This window comes from Myxococcota bacterium (assembly GCA_041389495.1).
In the GTDB taxonomy this organism is placed as follows: Bacteria; Myxococcota_A; UBA9160; order UBA9160; family UBA4427; genus JAWKRT01.
On sequence record JAWKRT010000007.1, the window covers coordinates 96,209 to 116,538 of the forward strand.

Below are 20,330 nucleotides of genomic sequence, written 5' to 3' on the forward strand. Positions count from 1 at the left end.
TGCGGCGTGATACCGACCCGCTCCGTGCCTGTCTCCTCCCCGGCGCCGCGTCGCGCACTGCTGCTGCTCTTCTTCGGCTCCGGCGCCTCGGGCCTGGTCTACCAGGTGCTGTGGATGCGGGCGCTGTCGCTCACGATGTCGGTCAGCGTCTACGCCGCGACCACCGTGCTGTGCGCGTTCATGGCCGGGCTCGCCCTCGGCGCGATGCTCGCCGGCCGCGTCGCCGACCGCCTGACGCGGCCCTTCCTCGCCTTCGGCCTCGCCGAGATGGGCGTCGGCGTGACGGGCTTCTTCGCGCTGCGGCTGCTCTTCGGGCTCGCGCCGGCGGAGGTCTGGATCCACGACGCGTTCGGCGGCGGCGGCATCGCCATGACCGCGGCGCGCTTCGTCGTGGCGTTCGCCGTGCTCGTCGTTCCCTGCACGCTGATGGGCGCGACGCTGCCCCTGCTCTCGCGCGCGATCGTCGACGACGACGGCGCGATCGGGCGCGGCACGGGCTCGCTCTACGCGATCAACACGTTCGGCGCGGTCGCGGGCTGCGTCGCGTCGGGCTTCGCGCTGATCCCGAGCCTCGGGCTCTCGGCGACGAACACGGTCGCCGCGTGCCTCAACGTGACGGTGGGCGCGATCGCCGTCGCGCTCGGCCGGCGCGCCGTGCGCGCGCCCGAGGTGGCTGCGCGGGCGGACGCCGCGGCGCCGCTCTCGCGCGGGGCGCTCGCGGTCGCGGCGGGCTTCGGCGTGTCGGGGTTCACCGCGCTCGGCTACGAGGTGCTGTGGACGCGCGCGCTCGAGCAGTTCACGCACAACTCGACCTACGCCTACACGTCCATGCTCGCGACGTTCCTCGCGGGCATCGCGCTCGGCAGCGCCGTCGCCTCGCGCATCGCCGACCGCGTGCGCCGGCCGACGGCGGTGCTCGGGTGGCTGTGGATCGCGGTCGCCGCGACGGTGCTCGCCTCGCTGCTGCTCTACACGCACCTGCTCCACTGGATGCCCGCGATCGCCGGCGCGATCGGCGGGCTCGGCTCGTGGTGGCGCGTGATCGTGCTGATCTTCGCAGTCACGACGCTCACGCTGCTCGGCACGACGCTGCTCTTCGGCGCGACCTTCCCGTTCGTGACGCGCGCGATCGTCGAGTCCGAGGCCGTCGTCGGCCGCCGCGTCGCGCAGGCCTACACGCTCAACACGGTGGGCTCGATCTTCGGCGCGGTCGCGATCGGCTTCGTGCTGCTGCCGTGGATCGGCATGGCGGGCACGTTCACGGCGCTGCTCCTCGTGAACCTCGCGCTCGGCGCGGCCTTCGTGCTGCCCGCGGCGTCGCCGAACGCGCGCGCGCTCGCGGCCGGCGCGCTCGGCGCGCTCGCGCTCGGCGCCTTCGCGATGATCCCGGGCGACCTCTTCAAGTCCATCTTCGCCGAGCGCTACGGGAAGCTCCTCATGTACAAGGAGCAGGTCACGGACATCGTGATGGTGACCGAGGACCGGCTCGGCACGCGCCTCATCCGGTACGGCGACGGGCGCGGCACGGCGGGCACGTCGACCGTCTTCGAGGACCGCTCGTACGCGCACGTCGCGATGGTTCCGCACGCGGCGCCGCGCGAGGTGCTGAGCATCTGCTTCGGCGTCGGGAACTCGCTGTCGTCGCTCACGCAGTATCCGGTCGAGCGCATCGACGCGGTCGAGCTCTCGCCGGGCGTCGTCGACGCGGCGCCGCACTTCGCGTCGACGAACCGCGACGTGCTCGCGGACCCGCGCGTGCACCTGACGATCCAGGACGGGCGCAACTTCCTGCTCACGACCGATCGGCGCTTCGACGTCATCCGCCTCGACCCGCCCGAGCTGCACACCGCCGGCGTCGTGAACCTCTACACGCGCGAGTTCTTCGAGCTCGCTCGCGATCACCTGGCCGAGGGCGGCATCTTCAGCATCTGGCTCAACGTCTCCTACACGCCCGAGGAGTCGCTGCGGATGGTGATGCGAACGGCGGCCGAGGTGTTCCCGCACGTGCAGGTCTGGCACGGCCCGCTCTTCTACGGCTGGGTGATCAACGGGAGCGTCGAGCCGAACCCGCCCGACCTGCGCCGCGTGCGCGCGGCGTTCGCGAACCCGAAGGTGCGCGCCGACCTCGATTCGATCCACGTGCGCACGCCGTGGGACTTCCTCGCGCTCTTCGTGATGGAGGACGCGGCGGTGCGCGCGTTCGCGGGCGACGCGCCCGTCATCACCGACGACCGCACGCGGCTCGACTTCGACGTGCCGCGCGCGCGCGAGTCGGCCTACGGCGTGTCGAACCACATCACGGGGTCGTACCTGCAGGAGTTCACGCGCTCGCACGAGGCCGCGCGCGAGCTGCTCCAGCGCTACTGCCGCTACAAGGAGCCCGTGCTGCCGCACCTGCGCGGGCTCGCCGAGCTCGGCGTCACGCCGGCGGACGCGCAGGCGCGCCTCGATCGCGCGCTCGCGAAGGGGCCGTGCGCGCGTCTGCTCGCGCGCGCGCCCGTGCGTGCGTCGGTGGGCGCGCCGGTGGGCGGGCCGCGCGCGGCCGCCGACTAGCGCGGGCCGCGCGTCGCGCGCGCGGTGCGCGCACCGCGGCGGCCGAGCAGGAAGCGCCGGCTCACGTCGACGACGAAGTCGCCCGCGATCGCGGTGCGACCGAGCAGCATGCGGTGCGTCATGGAGCTGCGGTCGACGAGGCTCAGCTCGATCGCGCGCTCGACGGCGCCGAGCGCGAGCGTCGTCGCGACGAAGTAGCGGGTCTCGTAGGCGCCGTTGCTCGAGCGCACGCGCGCGCGCCGCGTGACGCGGGCGACGACGGGAACCGGCGCGCGGGCGGAGCCGCGCCCGACGACGACCTCGAAGGCGACGCGCCCGCGCGCGAGCGGGCGGATGCGGGCGACGTGGAGCGCGCTCGTGCGCGCGCCGGTGTCGACCTTCGCGCGCAGCCGGGGAATGCCCCACTCCGGGAGCGCGACCTCCTCGATCCAGCCGATCCTGTCTTTCTGCGACAAGCCGTCGCTCTCCCCGGCTCCCTGCGGGTGAGGGATGTAGCGAACCGGGCGGTCCGGCCGCCCGCTCGCGCGCGGCCAGCCGGGCCGGGCGCCCGGCGGCGAGGAGTGGGCGCGCGATCTCGAGTGCCACCTACTGACTTCGAGTCAGCGGCGTGCTACTCGATCGCCGTTCCCGCGCACGCCCCCCGCGCTCGAGGAATCCGTTCGGCGAGATTTTGCAGAGCGTTCGCAATCGGCGCGGACCGGCCGGGCTACGTTCCGGCGCACGCAACTCGGCTGCAGCGTCGTCCGCAGCCGGTGGGGGCCGTCCGCGAACAGTCCGGATCAGCTGGGTCGGCGCGCTCGGAGCGGGCGCGCCCTCCCCTCGATCGGAGATCGGCGTACGCAGGAGCCGCGCGACCGGCCGTCGCGCGGCTCGCGTGCGTGAAGGCGCGGAGTGAGCTGCGCAGGAGGGCGAGCAGTGGCGAGTGAGTTCCCCAACGATTCGTGGGCGCTGATCCTCGGCGGCTCGAGCGGCTTCGGGCTGGCGACCGCGATGCGGCTCGCCGAAGCCGGCATGAACGTCGCGATCGTGCACCGCGACCGGCGCGGCGCGATGGCCCGCATCGAGCCCGAGTTCGAGAAGATCCGCGGCCTCGGCGTCGAGGTCCGGACCTGGAACGTCGACGCCACGAGCCCCGAGCGCCGCGAGGAGGTCGTCGCCGACCTCCGCGGTGCGCTCGGCGCGAACGGCCGGGTGCGCGTCCTCCTCCACTCGATCGCGTTCGGGAACCTGAAGCTCATCGCGCCCGAGAAGGCCGAGCCGCGCAGCGCGGCGGCGGCGCTCGCGCGCAAGCTCGGCGTCGACCCGGAGAAGGTCGTCGCGGCGGCCGACGAGATCTTCGCCGAGGGCGCGGAGGACGGGCTCCACACGCTGACCTCGGCCCCGACCTACCCCGAGAAGTCCTACCTCGACGAGGAGGACTTCGGCCGAACGATCCTCTCGATGGGCACGAGCCTGCTCGGCTGGGTGCAGGGCGTCTTCCACGCCGGGCTGTTCGCGGACGACGCGCGCGTCTTCGGCCTCACGAGCGAGGGCAACGAGGTCGCGTGGAAGGGCTATGCGGCGGTGTCCGCCGCCAAGGTCTCGCTCGAGGCGCTGGCGCGCTCGATCGCGGTCGAGTTCGGGCCCTACGGCGTGCGCTGCAACGTGGTGCAGGCCGGCGTCACCGAGACGCCCGCGCTCGCCGCCATCCCCGGCAGCGACCACCTGAAGGCGCAGGCGCGGCTCCGCAACCCGCTCGGCCGGCTCACGACGCCGCGCGACGTCGCGGGCGTCATCCACCTGCTCTCGCTGCCGGCCGCCGGCTGGATCAACGGCGAGGTGATCCGCGTCGACGGCGGCGAACACATCTCGGGGGCCACGCGGTGACGCTGCACCTGCACGGCCTCGGGCACTTCCACCCGACGAACGAGATCACGAACCGCTTCCTCGAGGATCTCGACATCGGGACGAACGACGAGTGGATCATGGAGCGCGTCGGCATCCGCTCGCGCCGCACGACGCTCCCGCTCGACTACATCCAGGCCACGAAGAACGTCGACCCGCGCGCGGGGCTCGAGGCGGCGACCGTCACGAACCCGCAGATGGCCGCGCGCGCCGCGCGCATGGCGATCGAGCGCGCGGGCATCGACGCGAGCCAGATCGGCATGGTCGTGTCCGGCTGCTCGGCGCCCGACAGCGCGTCGCCGTGCGAGGCCGCGTACATCGCGCGCGAGCTCGGGCTCGAGGTGCCCGTCTTCGACGTGAACAGCGCCTGCACGAGCCTGTTCGCGCAGCTCTACGTGCTCTCGCTGATGCGCGACGACGCGCTCCCGCCCTTCGTGCTGGTGTGCGCGCCCGAGGCGCTCTCGCGCACCGTCGACTACCGCGACCGCTCGGCCGCCGTGCTGTGGGGCGACGCCGCGGCCGCCGCCGTCGTCTCGCTGCGCGAGCCCGGCCGCGCGCGCATCCTCGGCAACCGCCTGCGCTCGAGCCCGGAGGGCGCGCCCTTCGTCGTCGTGCCGCGCCTCGGTCACTTCGCGCAGGAGGGCCGCAAGGTCCAGATGTTCGCCATCCGCAAGACGTGCGACGTCTTCGAGGAGCTGCGCGCGGAGTTCGAGGACGCCGACCGGGCGCTCCACTTCGTGGGCCACCAGGCGAACCTGCGCATGCTCGAGAACGTGTGCCGGCGCTGCGAGGTCGCGGACGACCGCCACCACTTCAACGTCGACTGGTACGGCAACACGGGCGCGGCGAGCGCGGCGACCGTCGTCTCGATGCGCTGGGAGAAGTGGACGGAGCGCGACGACGTCGGCGTCGTCGGCGTCGGGTCCGGGCTCACGTGGTCGGGCTACCTGCTGCGCTTCGGCGCGGCGGCGGGCGGAGGCGCCTAGCCGTGCCGCTCACGTACGAGGAGTTCAAGGCGCGCGATCACTTCACGAAGGAGGAGATCCTCGCCTTCACGTACGGGCGGCTCGTGAAGGACGCGCCCGACGGGTTCGTGACGCGCCTGCCGACGCCGCCGATGCTGATGGTCGACCGCGTCGTCGAGATCTCCGCGCGCGGCGCGCGCGGGAAGATCGTGGCCGAGCAGGACGTGCTGCTCGACGCCTGGTACTTCCAGTGCCACTTCAACGCCGACCCGGTGCAGCCCGGCTGCCTCGGCGTCGACGCGGTGTGGCAGATGCTCGGCTTCTACTGCGTGTGGCGCGGCGGGCTCGGCGCCGGCCGCGCGCTCGGCTGCAAGGAGGTCGACTTCTTCGGCCAGATCCGGCCGCACGACGCGGTCGTCACCTACGACATCGACGTGCGCCGCTTCAGCGACATGCCCGACAAGGGCGCCTCGCTCGTGCTCGGCAACGCGCGCGTGCTCGTCGACGGCGAGGAGATCTACACGGTGAACGACGCGCGCGTCGGGCTCTTCCGCGGCATCCAGTACCCGGACTACCCGCTCGAGTCGGAGAACGCGCGAGGAGGGCGGATCGAGCGATGAGCGAGGCTTCCGAGCGTCCCGTGGCCCTCGTGACCGGCGGCGGAACCGGCATCGGCTCCGCGTGCTGCCGCGCGCTCGCGGCCGAGGGCTTCCGCGTCGCCGTGCACTACCGCTCGAGCGCGGAGAGCGCGCTGAAGCTCGCGTCCGAGCTCGCGGGCGCGTTCACCGTGCAGGGCGACATCGCCGACCCGGCCGCGGTCGACGGCATCGTCGCGCAGCTGAAGGACGAGGCGGGCCGCGTCGACGTGCTCGTCAACAACGCGGGCTACAACGTGAACGCGCCCGTGCTCACGATGAAGCTCGACGACTACGACGCCGTGGCGTCGCTCGCGCGCGGCACGTGGTACCTCACGAAGCTCGTGCTGCGCCGCTTCATGCTGCGCGCGGGCACGGGGCGCGTCATCAACGTGTCGAGCGTCGTCGGCCACACCGGCAACGCGGGCCAGATCCCGTACACGATGGTGAAGGCGGGCCTCGACGCGTTCACGAAGTCGCTCGCCCAGGAGCTCGCCGGGCGCGAGATCCTCGTGAACTCCGTGGCGCCCGGGTTCATCGATACGGAGATGACGGAAGAGCTGCCGGCCGACGTGAAGGACTCGATCCTCGGGCGCATCCCGCAGGGCCGCATGGGCCGCGCCGACGAGGTCGCCGACGTCGTCGCCTTCCTCGCGACGCGCGGCTCGTACGTGAACGGCACGGTCCTGCACGTGAACGGAGGCATGTACGGTGGCTGATCCCGTCCCGTTCACGGCCGCCGAGACGCTCGCGCGCGTGCCGCAGCAGGAGCCGTTCCGCTTCATCGACGAGATCGTCGAGCTCGACGCCGACCACATCGTCGCGCGCTACACGTTCCGCCCCGACGCCGACTTCTACCGCGGTCACTTCCCGGGCAACCCGATCACGCCCGGCGTCCTCCTCACCGAGGCGATGGCGCAGGCCGGCATCGTGGCGCTCGGCATCTACCTCATGTCGTGCGAAGCGGGCGGCCGCGAGGCGCTCGAGAAGACGCTCACGATCTTCACCGACGCGGCGGTCGACTTCACCGGCCAGGTGCTCCCCGGCCAGCGCGTCACGACCGTCGGCCGCAAGCAGTTCTGGCGCCGCCGCAAGCTGCGCTCGCAGGTCGAGATGACGCTCGACGACGGCACCGTCGTGGCGTCGGGAACCGTCTCCGGGATGGGGGTGCAGGGATGAGCGACGCGCGCGTCGTCGTGACGGGCATCGGCGTCGTGGCGCCGAACGCGAACGGCAAGGACGCGTTCGCGCGGGCGCTGCGCGAAGGGCGCTCGGGCCTCGCCTACCAGGCGGCGATGGAGGAGCACGGCTTCGCGTGCCGCGTCGCCGGCGTGCCGCAGGGCGTCGACGCGCTCGCCGAGGCGACGTTCGACCCCGACGAGCTGCTCGCGATGAACATGAGCCATCGCTATGCGAGCCTCGCGGCCGTCGAGGCGTGGCTCGACGCCGGCCTCGCGCGCCCGGCGCGCGACGACGACCGCGTCGACTGGGACACGGGCGCCATCCTCGGCACGGGCATCGGCGGCATGGACACGACCGCCGAGCGCGTCGTGCCGTTCACGAACGCCGGCAAGATCCGGCGGCTCGGCTCGACCGCCGTCGAGCAGGTGATGGCGAGCGGCATCTCGGCGCGCGTCTCGGGCCAGCTCGCGCTCGGCAACCAGGTGACGACGAACTCGAGCGCGTGCAGCACGGGCACCGAGGCCATCGCGATGGGCGCCGAGCGCATCCGCCGCGGCCAGGCCGTGCGCATGCTCTGCGGCGGCGCCGAGGCGGCGAGCCCGTACATCTGGGCCGGCTTCGACGCGATGCGCGTGCTGTGCCGCGACTTCAACGACGCGCCCGAGAAGGCGTCGCGGCCGATGTCGGCCTCGGCCGGCGGCTTCATCCCCGGCTCGGGCGCGGGCGTCGTGATGCTCGAGAGCCTCGCGTCCGCGCGCGCGCGCGGCGCGCGCGTCTACGCCGAGGTGCTCGGCTCCGCGATCAACTGCGGCGGCCACCGCGGCGGCGGAAGCATGACCGCGCCGAACCCCGAGAGCGTCGTGCGCTGCGTGCAGGGCGCGCTCGCCGACGCGCGCGTCGAGCCTGGCGAAGTCGACCTGATCAGCGGCCATCTCACCGCGACCGGCGCCGACCCGCGCGAGGTCGCGTCCTGGGCGAAGGCGCTCGGCCGCTCCGCCTCGGACTTCCCGACGCTCGTCGCGACGAAGTCGCTGATCGGCCACGCGCTCGGCGCGGCCGGCGCGATCGAGTCCGTCGCGGCGCTGCTCATGCTCGACGGCGGCTTCGCGCACCCGTCGATCAACTGCGAGGACGTGCACCCGGAGATCGCCGCCTTCGACGGCGCCATCCCGCACGCGCTCCGCGAGCTGCCCGAGCTGCGCACGGTCGTGAAGGCCGGCTTCGGCTTCGGCGACGTCAACGCCTGCCTCGTCCTCCGGAAGTGGACGGGCGAGTAGGCGCGGCAACGAACGATCGTACCCGACGGTACCCAACAGGAGGATCGAGCAATGGATCAGGCCGAGGTCATGCAGCGCGTCGTGAAGATCCTGACGCCGTGGGCCAAGAACGAGGAGGCGCTCGCGAACGCGGGCATGGACACGAGCATCCTCGACGACCTCAAGGTCAACTCGGCGCGCCTCGTCGACGTCGTGATCGCCTTCGAGGACGAGTTCGACATCGAGATCGCGGACGAGGACGTCGACTCGGTGAACACGGTCGGCGACGCCGTCACGCTCATCACGTCGAAGCTCTAGCGGAAGCGCATGGCCGCGGCGGCGGCCCGCGTCCGCGCGCCGCGAGGCGCGCGGATCGGCGCGGACGCGCGGAGTGCCAACGGGGGCGGAGCACGCTCGATGGGCGGGATCTCGCAGACAGCGGTCGCGCGTTCGACGTCGCGCGAGGCGCAGCAGATGCGCCGCCGGCACGCCGTGCAACGCGCGCTCGTGGCGGCGATCGCGCCGCTGTGGATCCCGCTCGCGATCGTCTACTTCCGCTTCGTCCGCGGCTACCGCATCCGCGACCTCGCGCGCGTGCGCGCCGACTACGCGCGCCTGCGCGCCGAGAGCCGGCGTCCGCTCCTCGTCTGCGCGAACCACCTGACGCTGATCGACTCGTTCATCGTCGGGTGGGCGCTGCGCAGCCCGTGGGGCTATCTGCGCGACTTCGACTCGTTCCCCTGGAACACGCCCGAGCGCACGAACTTCGCCGGCACGCGCCTCCACTCGGTGCTCGTCTACCTCGCGAAGTGCATCCCGATCACGCGCGGCGGGCGGCGCGAGGACACGGGCGCGGTGCTCGACCGCGTCGCGTACCTGCTCGAGCGCGGCGAGGTGGCGCTGCTCTTCCCGGAAGGCGGGCGGAGCCGCACGGGTCGCGTCGAGGTCGACGCCGGCGGCGCGTGGGGCGTCGGGCGCGTGGTCGGCGCGACGGCGGACTGCCGCGTCCTCTGCGTCTACCTGCGCGGCGACGCGCAGGCGACGTGGAGCGCGTTCCCGGCGAAGGGCGACGTGTTCTCGATCGCGCTCGCGTGCATCGAGCCGAAGTCGGACGAGCGCGGCGCGCGCCGCTCGCGCGACCTCGCCGGGCAGATCGTCGCGAAGCTCGCGGCGATGGAGCGGGAGTACCTCGATGATCGGCAATGACGTCGTCGACCTGCTCGATCCCGAGTCGCGCCCCGAGACGCTCCACCCGCGCTTCGACACGCGCGTGTTCACGGCGGCCGAGCGCGCGGCGCTCGCCGCGCACGAGCCCGCGCGCGCCGCGCGTCTGCGCTGGAAGCTCTGGGCCGCGAAGGAGGCCGCCTACAAGCTCGCGCGCAAGCGCAGCGCCGCGACCGTCTTCTCGCCGACGCGCTTCGAGATCGCCGCGCCCGAGGCCGCTGCGGACGCGAGCGAGCTCGTCGTGACGCACGAGGGTTCGCGCCACCGCGTCGTCTTCGCCGAGACGGACGGCGCGCTGCACGCGGTGGCGACCGACCTGCGGCCGGCGCGCGGCGCGGTGCTCACCGGGTGGCGGCGGCTCGCGCTCGGCGACCTCGACGCCGCCGATCCCGAAGCGCCGGGCCGCGCCGTGCGCGCGCTCGTCTGCGAGCAGGTCGCGCCGCGCCTCGGCGTGCGCGCCGACGAGCTCGAGGTGCGACGCCGCGGCCGCATCCCGTACCTCTGCCTGCGCGGCGAGCCGCTCGACGCCGACCTCTCGCTCTCGCACCACGGCGAGTGGCTCGGGTTCGCGTGCGAGCTCGCGCCCGGGACGGCGGCGGGCGGCGCACCCGCGCCGGCCGGAGGCGAGCGATGAGCGCCGAGCGCCGCGTGCTGCGACGCCTCGCCATCGTGAACCGCGGCGAGGCGGCCATGCGCTGCATCCGCGCGGTGAAGGCGCTGCGCGAGCTCGAGGGCGCTCGGCTCGACGCGATTGCGCTCTACACCGACGCCGACCGCGACGCGCCGTTCGTGCGCCACGCCGACCACGCGCTGCGGCTCGAGTCGCCGCGCGGCGCGGTCGCCGCCTATCTCGACCACGACGGGCTCGTCGAGGCGCTGCGCGCGACGCGCGCCGACGCGGTCTGGCCGGGCTGGGGGTTCGTCGCCGAGGACGCGGAGTTCGTCGAGCGGCTGCGCGAAGCCGGCATCGCCTTCCTCGGGCCGAGCCCCGAGGCGATGCGCGCGGTCGGCGACAAGATCGCCGCGAAGCAGCTCGCCGAGCGCGCGGGCGTTCCCGTCTCGCGCTGGAACGGCGGCCCGCTCGCCGACGCCGACGAGGCGCGCCGCGAGGCCGACGCGATCGGCTACCCGATCGTGCTGAAGGCATCGGCCGGCGGCGGCGGCCGCGGCATCCGCATGATCGCGAAGGGCGACGAGATCGCGGCCGCGTTCGCGTCGGCGTCGTCCGAGGCGCTCGCGGCCTTCGGCGACGGACGGCTCTTCCTCGAGGAGCGCGTCGTCGGCGGGCGGCACATCGAGGTGCAGATCGCGGCCGACCTCTACGGCCACGTCTTCGCGCTCGGCTCGCGCGACTGCTCGGTGCAGCGCCGCCACCAGAAGGTGCTCGAGGAGGCGCCGCCGCCGCACATGGCGCCCGAGCTGCGCGCGCGCGTCGAGGCGTCGGCCGTGAACATCGCGCGCGAGGTCGGCTACGCGGGCGTCGGCACCGTCGAGTTCCTCGTCGCCGGCGATCGCTTCGTGTTCCTCGAGGTGAACCCGCGGCTGCAGGTCGAGCACGGCATCACCGAGATGCTGATCGGGCTCGACCTCGTGCAGCTGCAGATCCGCATCGCGCGCGGCGAGTCGCTCGCCGGTCTCGCGGTGAGCGAGCGCGGCGTGGCGATCGAGGCGCGCGTGTGCGCCGAGGACCCCGACCAGGGCTTCATCCCGTCGCCCGGTCGCATCGCGTGCTTCAACCCGATGGTGGGCTCGGGCGTGCGCGTCGACACCGGCGTCGCGGCGGGCACGACGGTGCCGGCCGACTTCGACTCGCTCGTGGCGAAGGTGATCGCGACGGGCGACACGCGCGAGGAGGCGCGCGCGCGGCTCGCGTGCGCGCTGCGCGACTTCGAGCTCGTCGTCGAGGGCGGCGCGACGAACAAGGGCTACCTGCTCGAGATGCTCGCGTCGCGCGACTACCGCGAGGGCGGCGTCGACACGGCGTGGCTCGACCGCTGGTCGCAGGCGCGCGAGGCGAGCGCGGCCGGCGCCGACATCGCGCTCGTGGCCGCCGGCATCCTCGCCTACCAGCGCCAGCGCGGGCTCGCGCGGCTCAACTTCTACGCCGATCCGACGTCGCTCTCCGCGCAGCTCGTGCCGCCCTCGCAGGGCCGGCAGATCGACCTGAGCCACGGCGCGGACACGTACCGGCTCGACGTCTACGCGATCGGCTCGTGGCGCTATCGCGTGCACCTCGACGGCCGCGCCATCACGGCCGCGATGAGCGAGGAGGGCTCGCACTCGGCGCGCCTCGTCATCGACGACCGCGTGCACCGCGTGCTCTACGACGCGACCGAGGTCGGGCTCCGCATCGAGCTCGACGGTCACCCGCACCGCTTCGGCTGGCAGACGCTCGGCCAGGTGCGCAGCTCGACGCCGGCGATGGTGGTCGCGATCCACGTGCAGCCGGGCGACCGCGTCGAGGCGGGGCAGCGGCTCGGCCTCGTCGAGGCCATGAAGATGGAGATCGGCTTCGAGGCGCCGGTCTCGGGCACGGTGACGGAGGTGATCGCGCGCCCCGGCCAGAAGGTCGCGGCGGGCGAGCTGCTGCTCGCGATCGATCCCGGCGACGAGAGCGCCGACGGCGGGTCGCCCGCCGAGCGCCTCGCGCTGCCCGCGCAGGACGATCCGCTCGCGCTGCTCTTCCGCGGCGCGAGCGCCGGCGCCGGCGGCCTCGGCGGGGCGGACCTCACGGGCGCGGCCGCGGCCGAGGCCGCGCTTCGGCGCAAGGCGCTCGAGACCGTGCGCGACGAGATCCGCCGCGTGCTGCTCGGCTACGACGCGAACCCCGAGCGCACGCGCAGCCTGATCGACTTCCTCGAGGCCGAGCTGCCCGACGAGCTTCCCGTCGACTTCCTGCGCGGGCTCGCCGCGCTGCGCCGCGAGCTCCCGCTCTTCGCGGACGTCGAGCGGCTCTTCATCCGCTCGCCGCGCGCGTCGGTGTCGGGCGAGCTCGGGCCGTCGAACAACGCGCGGCTCCGCGTGTACCTGCGGCGCATGCGCGCGGCGGGGAGCGGCATCGCCGAGGAGTTCCTCGAGCTGCTGCGCGCCGCGCTGCGCCACTACGACATTCCCGACCTCGAGCACTCCGACCCGCTCGAGCGCGCCGTGCTGCGCATGCTCGCGACGCAGCAGGGCCCGACGCTGCGGCGCGACCTCGTGCGCGCGCTCGTCTCGATGCTGACGCGGCTCGCCGCGCGCGTGGATCTGACGAACGACTCGCGGCTCGAGGCGGCGCTCGGCCTGATCGGCGGGATGCGCGGTCTCGTCCCGGACGCGCTCGCCGACGCCGCGATCGACGCGCGCTACTCGATCTTCGAAGGCCCGCGGATGGAGAAGCGCATCGAGCCGAGCAGCAAGGAGCTCGAGGCGTGGCTCTCGTCGGCGGAGAGCCGGCCGACGCTGCCCGCCGATCACGTGCTCTACGAGCTCGCCGTCGCGCCGCAGACGATCTTCCAGCGCGTCGGACGCTGGCTCGATTCACCCGACCCGGCGCGCCGCGACATCGCGCTCGCCGCGCACCTGCAGCGACGCTATGCGAGCGACACGGCGCTCGAGCGCGGCGCGCTGCTCGGCAACGGCGCGAGCGTGCAGTGGGTGCGCGCGGGCGAGCGCGGCGTCGTGCTCGCGACCGTGTGCAACGAGAAGGACGCGCCGGGCTGCGCGCGCACGCTCGTCGAGACCGCGGGCGAGTGGCACCGCGACGGCGAGGCCGTCGCGGCGATCGAGCTCGTGATCCCGGGCGTCGAGGCCGAGCGGACGGGCGAGGTGGCGGCCGCGATCGCGGACGTCGTCGCGGCGCAGCGCGTGGCGCCGCGCTTCACGATCGAGCTGCACACGGACGAGGGCGAGGTGGCGTGCCGGACGTACGAGCTCGTGCTCGGCGGCATGGAGCACGCGGCGCGCTACTGCGACGTCCACCCCGAGATCGCCGAGCGCATCGACCTGCAGCGCCTGTCGGCCTTCGACCTCGAGCGCATGCCCGGCGAGGAGGGCATCTACGCGTTCCACGGTCGCAGCCGCGACGTGCCGGGTGACGAGCGCATCTTCGTGCTCGCCGACGTGCCCGGGCGCTTCCCGCACGCGGGCCGCGAGGCGGAGCCCTACATCGCGAACTTCGAGCGCGCGTTCCACCGCGCGACGAGCCGCCTGCGCGGCGCGCTGCAGGAGCGCGACCCGCGGCGCAACCTGCAGTGGAACCGGATCGCGCTCTACGTCGGCGCGGCCATCCAGCTCGACGCCGACACCGCCGCCTCGCTCGCGCACCGGCTCGCGCCGGCGACGCGGCACCTCGGGCTCGAGAAGCTGCTCGTGCGGCTCAACCTGTTCGACCCGAGCGACGCCGAGCGCCCGCCGCGCCCGGTCGAGCTCGTGTTCACCGACCCGACCGGCCACCAGATGGAGATCAACTGGCGGCCCCCGCACCGCGCTCCGCTCCACCCGGCGCAGGACTACGAGCGCAAGGTCGCGCTCGCCCGCAGCCGGGGGCTCGTCTACCCGTACGAGATCGTCCGCATGCTCACGAGCGACGATGCGCGCGCCGTGGGCGCGGACTTCGCGGACGGCGACGTGCGCGTCGCGCTGCCGAAGGGGACGTTCGAGGAGTACGACGTCACGACGGGCGGGCGGATCGCGATGTCCGTCGACGGCCGCGAGTACGGCAGCAACCGCTCGGGCATCGTGTTCGGGATCATCACGACGCCGACGCCGAAGGTGCCCGAGGGCATGCAGCGCGTGCTCGTGCTGTCCGACCCGACGGCGGGCATGGGCGCGCTCTCCGCGCCCGAGTGCGACCGCATCGTCGCCGCGATCGACCTGGCCGAGCGGCGCGGGCTGCCCGTCGAGTGGGTGCCCGTCTCGTCGGGCGCGAAGATCGCGATGGACAGCGGCACCGAGAACCTCGACGCCACCGCGCGCGTCGTCCGCCGCATCGTCACGTTCACGCAGGGCGGCGGCGAGATCCACGTGATCGTGCAGGGCGTCAACGTCGGCGCGCAGAGCTACTTCGACGCGCTCGCCACGATGCTCATGCACACGCGCGGCGTGCTGATCATGACGCCCGGCGCGTCGATGGTGCTGACGGGGCGCGCGGCGCTCGAGGCGTCGGGCGCGGTGTCGGCCGAGGACGAGGTCGCGATCGGCGGCTTCGAGCGCATCATGGGGCCGAACGGCGAGGGCCAGTACTACGCGCGCAACCTCGCCGACGCGTACCGCACGCTCTACGACTACTACGACGTGAGCTACGTGGTGCCCGGCGAGTCGCGCCCGCGGCGCGCCGCGACGAGCGACCCCGCCGCGCGCTCGGTCTGCGACTTCCCGCTCGAGGGCGCCGACGCGCAGGGCTTCGCGACGGTCGGCGAGATCTTCGACGCGAGCGCGAACCCGGGCCGCAAGAAGCCCTTCCCGATGCGCGCCGTGATGCGCGCGCTGCTCGACCAGGACGCCGGCGCGATCGAGCGCTGGCGGCAGCTCACGGGCGGCGAGACGGCGGTCGTCTGGGACGCGCACCTCGGCGGCTTCCCGGTGACGCTGATCGGCATCGAGAGCCACACGCTCCCGCGCGACGGCTATCGCCCGCTCGACGGCCCCGAGAGCTGGACGGGCGGCACGCTCTTCCCGCACTCGTCCAAGAAGGTCGCCCGCGCGATCAACGCGGCGAGCGGCAACCGGCCCGTCGTGGTGCTCGCGAACCTGTCGGGCTTCGACGGCTCGCCCGAGAGCCTGCGCAAGCTGCAGCTCGAGTACGGGGCGGAGATCGCGCGCGCGGTGGTGAACTTCGAGGGCCCGATCCTCTTCCTCGTCGTCTCGCGCTACCACGGCGGCGCGTACGTCGTGTTCTCGCAGGAGCTGAACGAGGGGCTCGAGGCGTCCGCGCTCACGGGCTCCTACGCGTCGGTGATCGGCGGAAGCGCCGCGGCGGCGGTCGTGTTCGCGCGCGACGTGCGCGCGCGCGCGTCGGCCGACCCGCGCGTCGCCGAGGCGCGCCGACGCCTGCGCCAGCGCTGGTCGGCCGACGCGCAGGCCGCCTTCGACCAGCTGCTCGACGACGTCACGCTCGAGCACCAGTCCGCCCTCGCGCAGGAGTTCGACGCCGTGCACAGCGTCGAGCGGGCGCGCGACGTCGGCTCGATCGGCGCGATCTACGACGCGTCCGACATGCGCGCGCGCCTGATCGAGCGCCTCGAAGCCGCGCTCGGCTGAGCGCGCCCGGCGGGCTCGCGGGCCGCTCGCGCTCCCCGAGCGCGCGCGACGGCCCGGGCCGCCCTCCCGCTCCGGCGTTCCGCCGAGCGGTGCGCGCGCGGCGCGAGCCCGCCGCTCCCGCGCGGCATCGAAGCGCCCCGATGGCGCGCCCCTCCCCCGTTCAGACCCGCCGTTCCGCTGCCGATGAACGCCCGGTCGCTCGCCGGCCGCTCCGCGAGCCGTCGAACGCATCGGGGGGTCGCTTGGCAGCGCAGTCGGGTCGGCGGAGGACGAGCGCGGCCGCGCTCGCGGCGGTCGCGCTCTTCGGGTGCGCGAGCGGGTCGAGCGGCGTCGCGGGGCTCCTCCCCTCGAGCCTCTCCTGGATGCGCTCCGGCCGCACGGCAGAGCCCGCCGAGTCGACCGAGATCGACGCCGCCGTGTACCGGCGCGCCGAGAGCGTGCGCGCCGAGCGCCTCGGGCGCGAGGTCGAGCGCCTGCGCGCCGACCTGCGCCAGGCCGAGGAGGCGCTGATCGCGGCCGAGTCGGGCATGCGCGGCAACCACTCGCGCGCCGACGCCGTGTCGTCGCTCGCCGAGGCGCGCATCGAGGTCGAGCGCGCGGCGCGCCGGACGCCGTGGCGGCGCGGCGAGATCGACGAGGCGCGCTCCAAGCTCGACGACGCCGACGCCCAGGTCGAGAAGGCGAACTTCGGCGCCGCCATGTTCTTCGTGTACAGCGCGAAGCGCATCGCGCAGGGGCTCGAGCGCGAGGCCAGCGTGCTCGCCGACGCGCCCGATGCGCGCTTCGTGCTCGGACAGCGCGTCAATCTCCGCAGCGGGCCTTCGACGCACGAGGCAGTGGTCGACGTGCTGAACGAGGGCACGCCCGTCTTCGCCGAGCGCAGCGGCGACACCTGGACGCTCGTCCGCACGCTGCACGGCGAGGTCGGCTGGGTGCACTCGAGCCTGCTGGCCCACCGCTAGCCCGGAGCGACGACGCGCGAGTCGCGCTCAGTCGCCCTCGGCGACGACGCAGTCGCGTCCGTCGCTCTTGGCCCGGTAGAGCGCCTCGTCGGCGGCGGTGAAGAGCGCCTTGCGATCGCCGCGGTAGAGCGCGACGCCCGCCGAGATCGTGAGGCGCTCGTCCTCGGTCTCGGGCGCGACGACGAGCTGCGTTCCGCTCACGAGCGAGCGCGCCTTCTCCGCGAGCGCGCGCGCGCCGTCGAGCTCGGTGTTCGGAAGCAGCAGCGCGAACTCCTCGCCGCCGTAGCGCGCCAGCAGGTCGGACGAGCGCGTCGCCTCGGAGAGCACGCCCGCGATCTTGCGCAGGATCTCGTCGCCCGCCGCGTGGCCCAGCCGGTCGTTCCAGCGCTTGAAGTGATCGATGTCGATCAGCACGAGCGCGAGCGGCTCGCCCGTGCGGTCGGCGCGTCGCGTCTCCCGCACGAGCTGATCCTGGAAGAAGCGGTGGTTGTGGAGCTTCGTCAGGCCGTCGGTGATCGAGAGCTGCTCGAGGATCTCGTTCGCGCGCTGCAGCTCGCGCTTGTCGGCCGTGAGCTGCGCGTTCGCCGCGGCCACCTCGGCGTGGCTGCGCTCGATCTCCTGCCGGCTCGCGGCGAGGCGCGCGAGCATCGACGCGATCGTGCGCGCGAGCAGGCCGACCTCGTCGCGGTTCGCGATCGCGGGGATCGCGACGTCGCGCTCGCCGTGGCTGATGCGGGACGCGGCCTCGGCGAGGCCGCGGATCGGATGCGAGATCGAGCGCGCGATCGCGGCGCCCGCGGCGCAGAGCGCGAGCGCCAGTGCGAGCTCGAGCCCGAGGATGCGGCGCACGGCGGCCGTCGCCGGCGCGAACGCGTCCGCGTAGCTCTCCTCGACGACGAGCGTCCACCCGAACCGTTCGAGCGCGCGGGCCGCGCCGACCATGCGCTCGCCGTTCGGCTTCTCGTACTCGCGGACGCGGCCGTCGGCCTCCTCGGCCAGCGCGGCGGCGGCCGGGCCGCCCGCGGCCGTTCCGAGCACGAGCTGGCCGCGCCCGTCGACGACGTACACGGCGCCGGTCGGCCCGAGATCGTCGCTCGCGAGCTGCGCCTCGACGGTGTCCGTGCGCAGCAGCGCGTGCAGGCTGCCGATCCGCTCGCCGTCCGGCGCGACGACGGCCGCGGTCGCGAGCTTGTGACGCGACCCGAGCGCGTAGAGCGTGCTGCTCTCGACCTGCGCGCGCGCGCGGCTCTCGATCGCGGCGCGCTCGGTCGGCGTGAGCGCGACGGCCTGCCCGACGCTCGCGACGGTCGCGCCGCCGGCGTCGAGGACGAACAGCGCCGCGTAGGGCGGCGAGCTCTCGCTGACGTAGCGCGCGTAGGTCTCGATCTCGCCGCGCGCGCGGTCGAGGCGCGCACCCGCGACGCCCGCGCGGATCGAGCCGAGGTTGTCGACGACGACGCCGCTGCTGGCGAAGACGCCGAGCTCGAGGCGTCGCTGGTCGAACCACAGGTCGAGCTTGTCGCTCGCGGAGGACAGGATCTCGGGGAACTTCTGGTCGATCTTCGCGCGCAGGAAGGAGCGCATCGAGAAGACGGAGAGTGCGGTCACGGTGACGGAGGTGATGATCGTGGCCGCGAGCACGAAGAGCGTGATGCGGACCGGCAGCGAGCGCAGGCCGAGGCGCCAGTGTTCACCGCTGCGATCCGGCATCGCGCGAAGCCCCTCCATCCGGCGCCCGGCTTCCCGCACGGGGAGCCCCGCCCGCGAGCCGCTCGGCGCGGGCGGACGAGGGCTCGTTTCGTCGGCCGGCGGGCGGGGCTTGAAGCCGCATTCCCCCGGCGCGCGGGGCTCGCGGACCGACGCGAGCCCCTACACTGGGCCGGCGCGCGCCCGACCAAGGAAGGGGGACGGCCCATGTCCACCCCGTTCGAGTCCGAGAGCCCGCACGGCCCGCCTCTCGCGGCGGGCCCCGGCGGCGCGATCGCCCTCCCCGCGATCCCCGTCCGGCGCCCGCGGCTCGACCTCTCGCCCGACGTGCCGCGCCACTGGTGCCGGGGCGAGCCGTTCGCGACGCACGTCCTCGACGCGCTCTCCTCGGTGTTCCCGATCGGCGAGGCCTTCTTCGTCCGGGCCGTCCTGCACTACTCGGATGCGATCGAGCGCGACGGCGGCCGCGATCTGGCCCGCGCCGTGCGGGGCTTCGCCGGGCAGGAGGGCCGGCACAGCCACGAGCACGATCGCCACGTCGAGCTCCTGATCGCGAACGGCTACCCCGCGCTCGCGACGCGCAATCGCATCGCCGACGCCGCCCTGCGCTGGTCGAACCGGCGCATGCCGCTGTCGTCGCTCGCCGCGACGGCCGCGCTCGAGCACCTCACCGCGCTGCTCGCGCGCACGGTGCTCTCGAACGAGGAGCGCATCGAGCGCGACTTCGACCCGCGCATGGTGCGCCTGTGGCAGTGGCACGCGCTCGAGGAGGCCGAGCACAAGGCCGTCGCGTTCGACGTGCTGCGCCTCGTCGCGCGGCGCGAGCACGCGCTGCGCGCCTGGTCGCTCGCCGTCCAGACGTTCTTCCTCGTGATCGAGACGCTCGATCGCACGATGTACATGCTGTGGAAGGACGGCGAGCTCTTCCGCGCGAAGACGTGGCGCGACGGCTGGCGCTTCCTGTTCGGAGCGGGAGGCGACGGCGAGCGCGGGCTGCTGCGCGGGCTCGGCGCCGAGTTCCGCGCGTGGTTCCGGCGCGACTTCCACCCGATGCAGATCGACGACTCGGCACTCGTCGCGCGCTGGCGGCGGGAGTTCGACGCGGACGCCGTCCTCCGTCGTTAGGCGCGCCGCTCGCCGCGCCGCGTCAGAGCCAGCTCGGTACCGGGAGGCCCTTGGCCTTCAGGAACTCCGGGTTGAAGAGCTTGCTCTGGTAGCGCTGGCCGCCGTCGCACAGGATCGTGACGATCGTGTGGCCGGGCCCGAGCTCCTGCGCGAGCCGCTTCGCACCCGCGAGGTTGATCGCCGTCGACCCGCCGAGGCACAGCCCCTCTTCCTTCAGCACGTCGAAGAGGATGGGGAGCGCCTCCTCGTCGGGGATCGAGAACGGGAAGTCGACGGGCGCGCCGTCGACGTTGCCGGTGACGCGCCCCTGCCCGATGCCCTCGCTGATGGAGCCGCCCGGCGTCGCCTCGAGCCGCCCGTGCGCGAAGTACTCGTACATGCAGGCGCCGCGCGGGTCGGCGAGCCCGATCTTCACGTTCGGGTCGCGCTCCTTCAGGTGCAGGCCGACGCCCGACAGCGTGCCGCCCGTGCCGATCGCGCACACGAAGCCGTCGACCTTGCCACCCGTCTGCTGCCAGATCTCGGGGCCCGTGCTGCGGACGTGTCCGTTGCGGTTCGAGAGGTTGTCCCACTGGTTCGCGTAGAGGACGCCGCGCG

The 20,330-nt window shown here is 73.9% G+C and carries 16 protein-coding genes; 13 read left to right on the forward strand and 3 right to left on the reverse strand.

Annotated features, from left to right (window positions below):
* The first annotated feature begins 24 nt into the window (after nucleotides 1-24).
* Nucleotides 25-2,553 carry a fused MFS/spermidine synthase gene (locus R3E88_22385; GenBank protein ID MEZ4219229.1) on the forward strand — a complete coding sequence of 843 codons (2,529 nt, stop codon included), beginning with the start codon at nucleotides 25-27 and terminating at the stop codon, nucleotides 2,551-2,553.
* Here R3E88_22385 and R3E88_22390 read toward each other — a convergent pair.
* Complete coding sequence (locus R3E88_22390; GenBank protein ID MEZ4219230.1) at nucleotides 2,550-3,008, reverse strand: RimK/LysX family protein; 459 nt, start codon at nucleotides 3,006-3,008, stop codon at nucleotides 2,550-2,552. The two genes, R3E88_22385 and R3E88_22390, sit on opposite strands and share 4 nt — an antisense overlap.
* A gap of 460 nt (nucleotides 3,009-3,468) precedes the next feature.
* Between R3E88_22390 and R3E88_22395 the strand changes: the two genes are divergently transcribed.
* From R3E88_22395 to R3E88_22445, 11 genes are all read left to right on the forward strand, one after another.
* Entirely contained in the window at nucleotides 3,469-4,419 is a 951-nt protein-coding gene (locus R3E88_22395; protein ID MEZ4219231.1) for an SDR family oxidoreductase, read from the forward strand.
* Nucleotides 4,416-5,423 carry a 3-oxoacyl-[acyl-carrier-protein] synthase III C-terminal domain-containing protein gene (locus tag R3E88_22400; protein ID MEZ4219232.1) on the forward strand — a complete coding sequence of 336 codons (1,008 nt, stop codon included), beginning with the start codon at nucleotides 4,416-4,418 and terminating at the stop codon, nucleotides 5,421-5,423. Before R3E88_22395 ends, R3E88_22400 begins: the two co-directional genes overlap by 4 nt.
* Nucleotides 5,424-5,425: 2 nt before the next feature.
* Complete coding sequence (fabA, locus tag R3E88_22405; GenBank protein MEZ4219233.1) at nucleotides 5,426-6,022, forward strand: bifunctional 3-hydroxydecanoyl-ACP dehydratase/trans-2-decenoyl-ACP isomerase; 597 nt, start codon at nucleotides 5,426-5,428, stop codon at nucleotides 6,020-6,022.
* Nucleotides 6,019-6,756, forward strand: a complete 738-nt coding sequence (locus R3E88_22410) for a 3-oxoacyl-ACP reductase family protein (GenBank protein MEZ4219234.1) — start codon at nucleotides 6,019-6,021, stop codon at nucleotides 6,754-6,756. The genes fabA and R3E88_22410 overlap by 4 nt, the downstream gene beginning before the upstream one ends.
* On the forward strand, nucleotides 6,749-7,216 hold the full coding sequence (locus tag R3E88_22415) for a 3-hydroxyacyl-ACP dehydratase FabZ family protein (protein ID MEZ4219235.1): 468 nt from the start codon (nucleotides 6,749-6,751) through the stop codon (nucleotides 7,214-7,216). The genes R3E88_22410 and R3E88_22415 overlap by 8 nt, the downstream gene beginning before the upstream one ends.
* Complete coding sequence (locus tag R3E88_22420; protein ID MEZ4219236.1) at nucleotides 7,213-8,496, forward strand: beta-ketoacyl-[acyl-carrier-protein] synthase family protein; 1,284 nt, start codon at nucleotides 7,213-7,215, stop codon at nucleotides 8,494-8,496. Before R3E88_22415 ends, R3E88_22420 begins: the two co-directional genes overlap by 4 nt.
* Nucleotides 8,497-8,547: 51 nt before the next feature.
* Nucleotides 8,548-8,793 carry an acyl carrier protein gene (locus R3E88_22425; protein ID MEZ4219237.1) on the forward strand — a complete coding sequence of 82 codons (246 nt, stop codon included), beginning with the start codon at nucleotides 8,548-8,550 and terminating at the stop codon, nucleotides 8,791-8,793.
* A 156-nt stretch (nucleotides 8,794-8,949) separates the two neighbouring features.
* Nucleotides 8,950-9,681: a lysophospholipid acyltransferase family protein gene (locus R3E88_22430; protein MEZ4219238.1), complete on the forward strand. Its 732-nt coding sequence runs from the start codon at nucleotides 8,950-8,952 to the stop codon at nucleotides 9,679-9,681.
* Nucleotides 9,668-10,333: a 4'-phosphopantetheinyl transferase superfamily protein gene (locus R3E88_22435; GenBank protein ID MEZ4219239.1), complete on the forward strand. Its 666-nt coding sequence runs from the start codon at nucleotides 9,668-9,670 to the stop codon at nucleotides 10,331-10,333. The genes R3E88_22430 and R3E88_22435 overlap by 14 nt, the downstream gene beginning before the upstream one ends.
* A complete protein-coding gene (locus R3E88_22440; protein ID MEZ4219240.1) occupies nucleotides 10,330-15,939 on the forward strand; it encodes a biotin carboxylase N-terminal domain-containing protein in 5,610 nt (1,869 codons plus the stop codon). The genes R3E88_22435 and R3E88_22440 overlap by 4 nt, the downstream gene beginning before the upstream one ends.
* 362 nt (nucleotides 15,940-16,301) lie before the next feature.
* Nucleotides 16,302-16,901 (forward strand): SH3 domain-containing protein, encoded by a 600-nt coding sequence (locus tag R3E88_22445; protein MEZ4219241.1) that lies wholly within the window; start codon nucleotides 16,302-16,304, stop codon nucleotides 16,899-16,901.
* Between the two features lie 27 nt (nucleotides 16,902-16,928).
* Here R3E88_22445 and R3E88_22450 read toward each other — a convergent pair whose 3' ends face one another.
* Nucleotides 16,929-18,611, reverse strand: a complete 1,683-nt coding sequence (locus tag R3E88_22450; protein ID MEZ4219242.1) for a diguanylate cyclase — start codon at nucleotides 18,609-18,611, stop codon at nucleotides 16,929-16,931.
* Between the two features lie 204 nt (nucleotides 18,612-18,815).
* Between R3E88_22450 and R3E88_22455 the strand changes: the two genes are divergently transcribed.
* A complete protein-coding gene (locus tag R3E88_22455) occupies nucleotides 18,816-19,733 on the forward strand; it encodes a metal-dependent hydrolase (GenBank protein ID MEZ4219243.1) in 918 nt (305 codons plus the stop codon).
* Nucleotides 19,734-19,755: 22 nt separating this feature from the next.
* On the opposite strand, the gene R3E88_22460 is transcribed toward R3E88_22455, so the two are convergent.
* Nucleotides 19,756-20,330: pyridoxal-phosphate dependent enzyme (locus R3E88_22460; protein ID MEZ4219244.1), on the reverse strand; the 575-nt coding region annotated here is incomplete at its 5' end.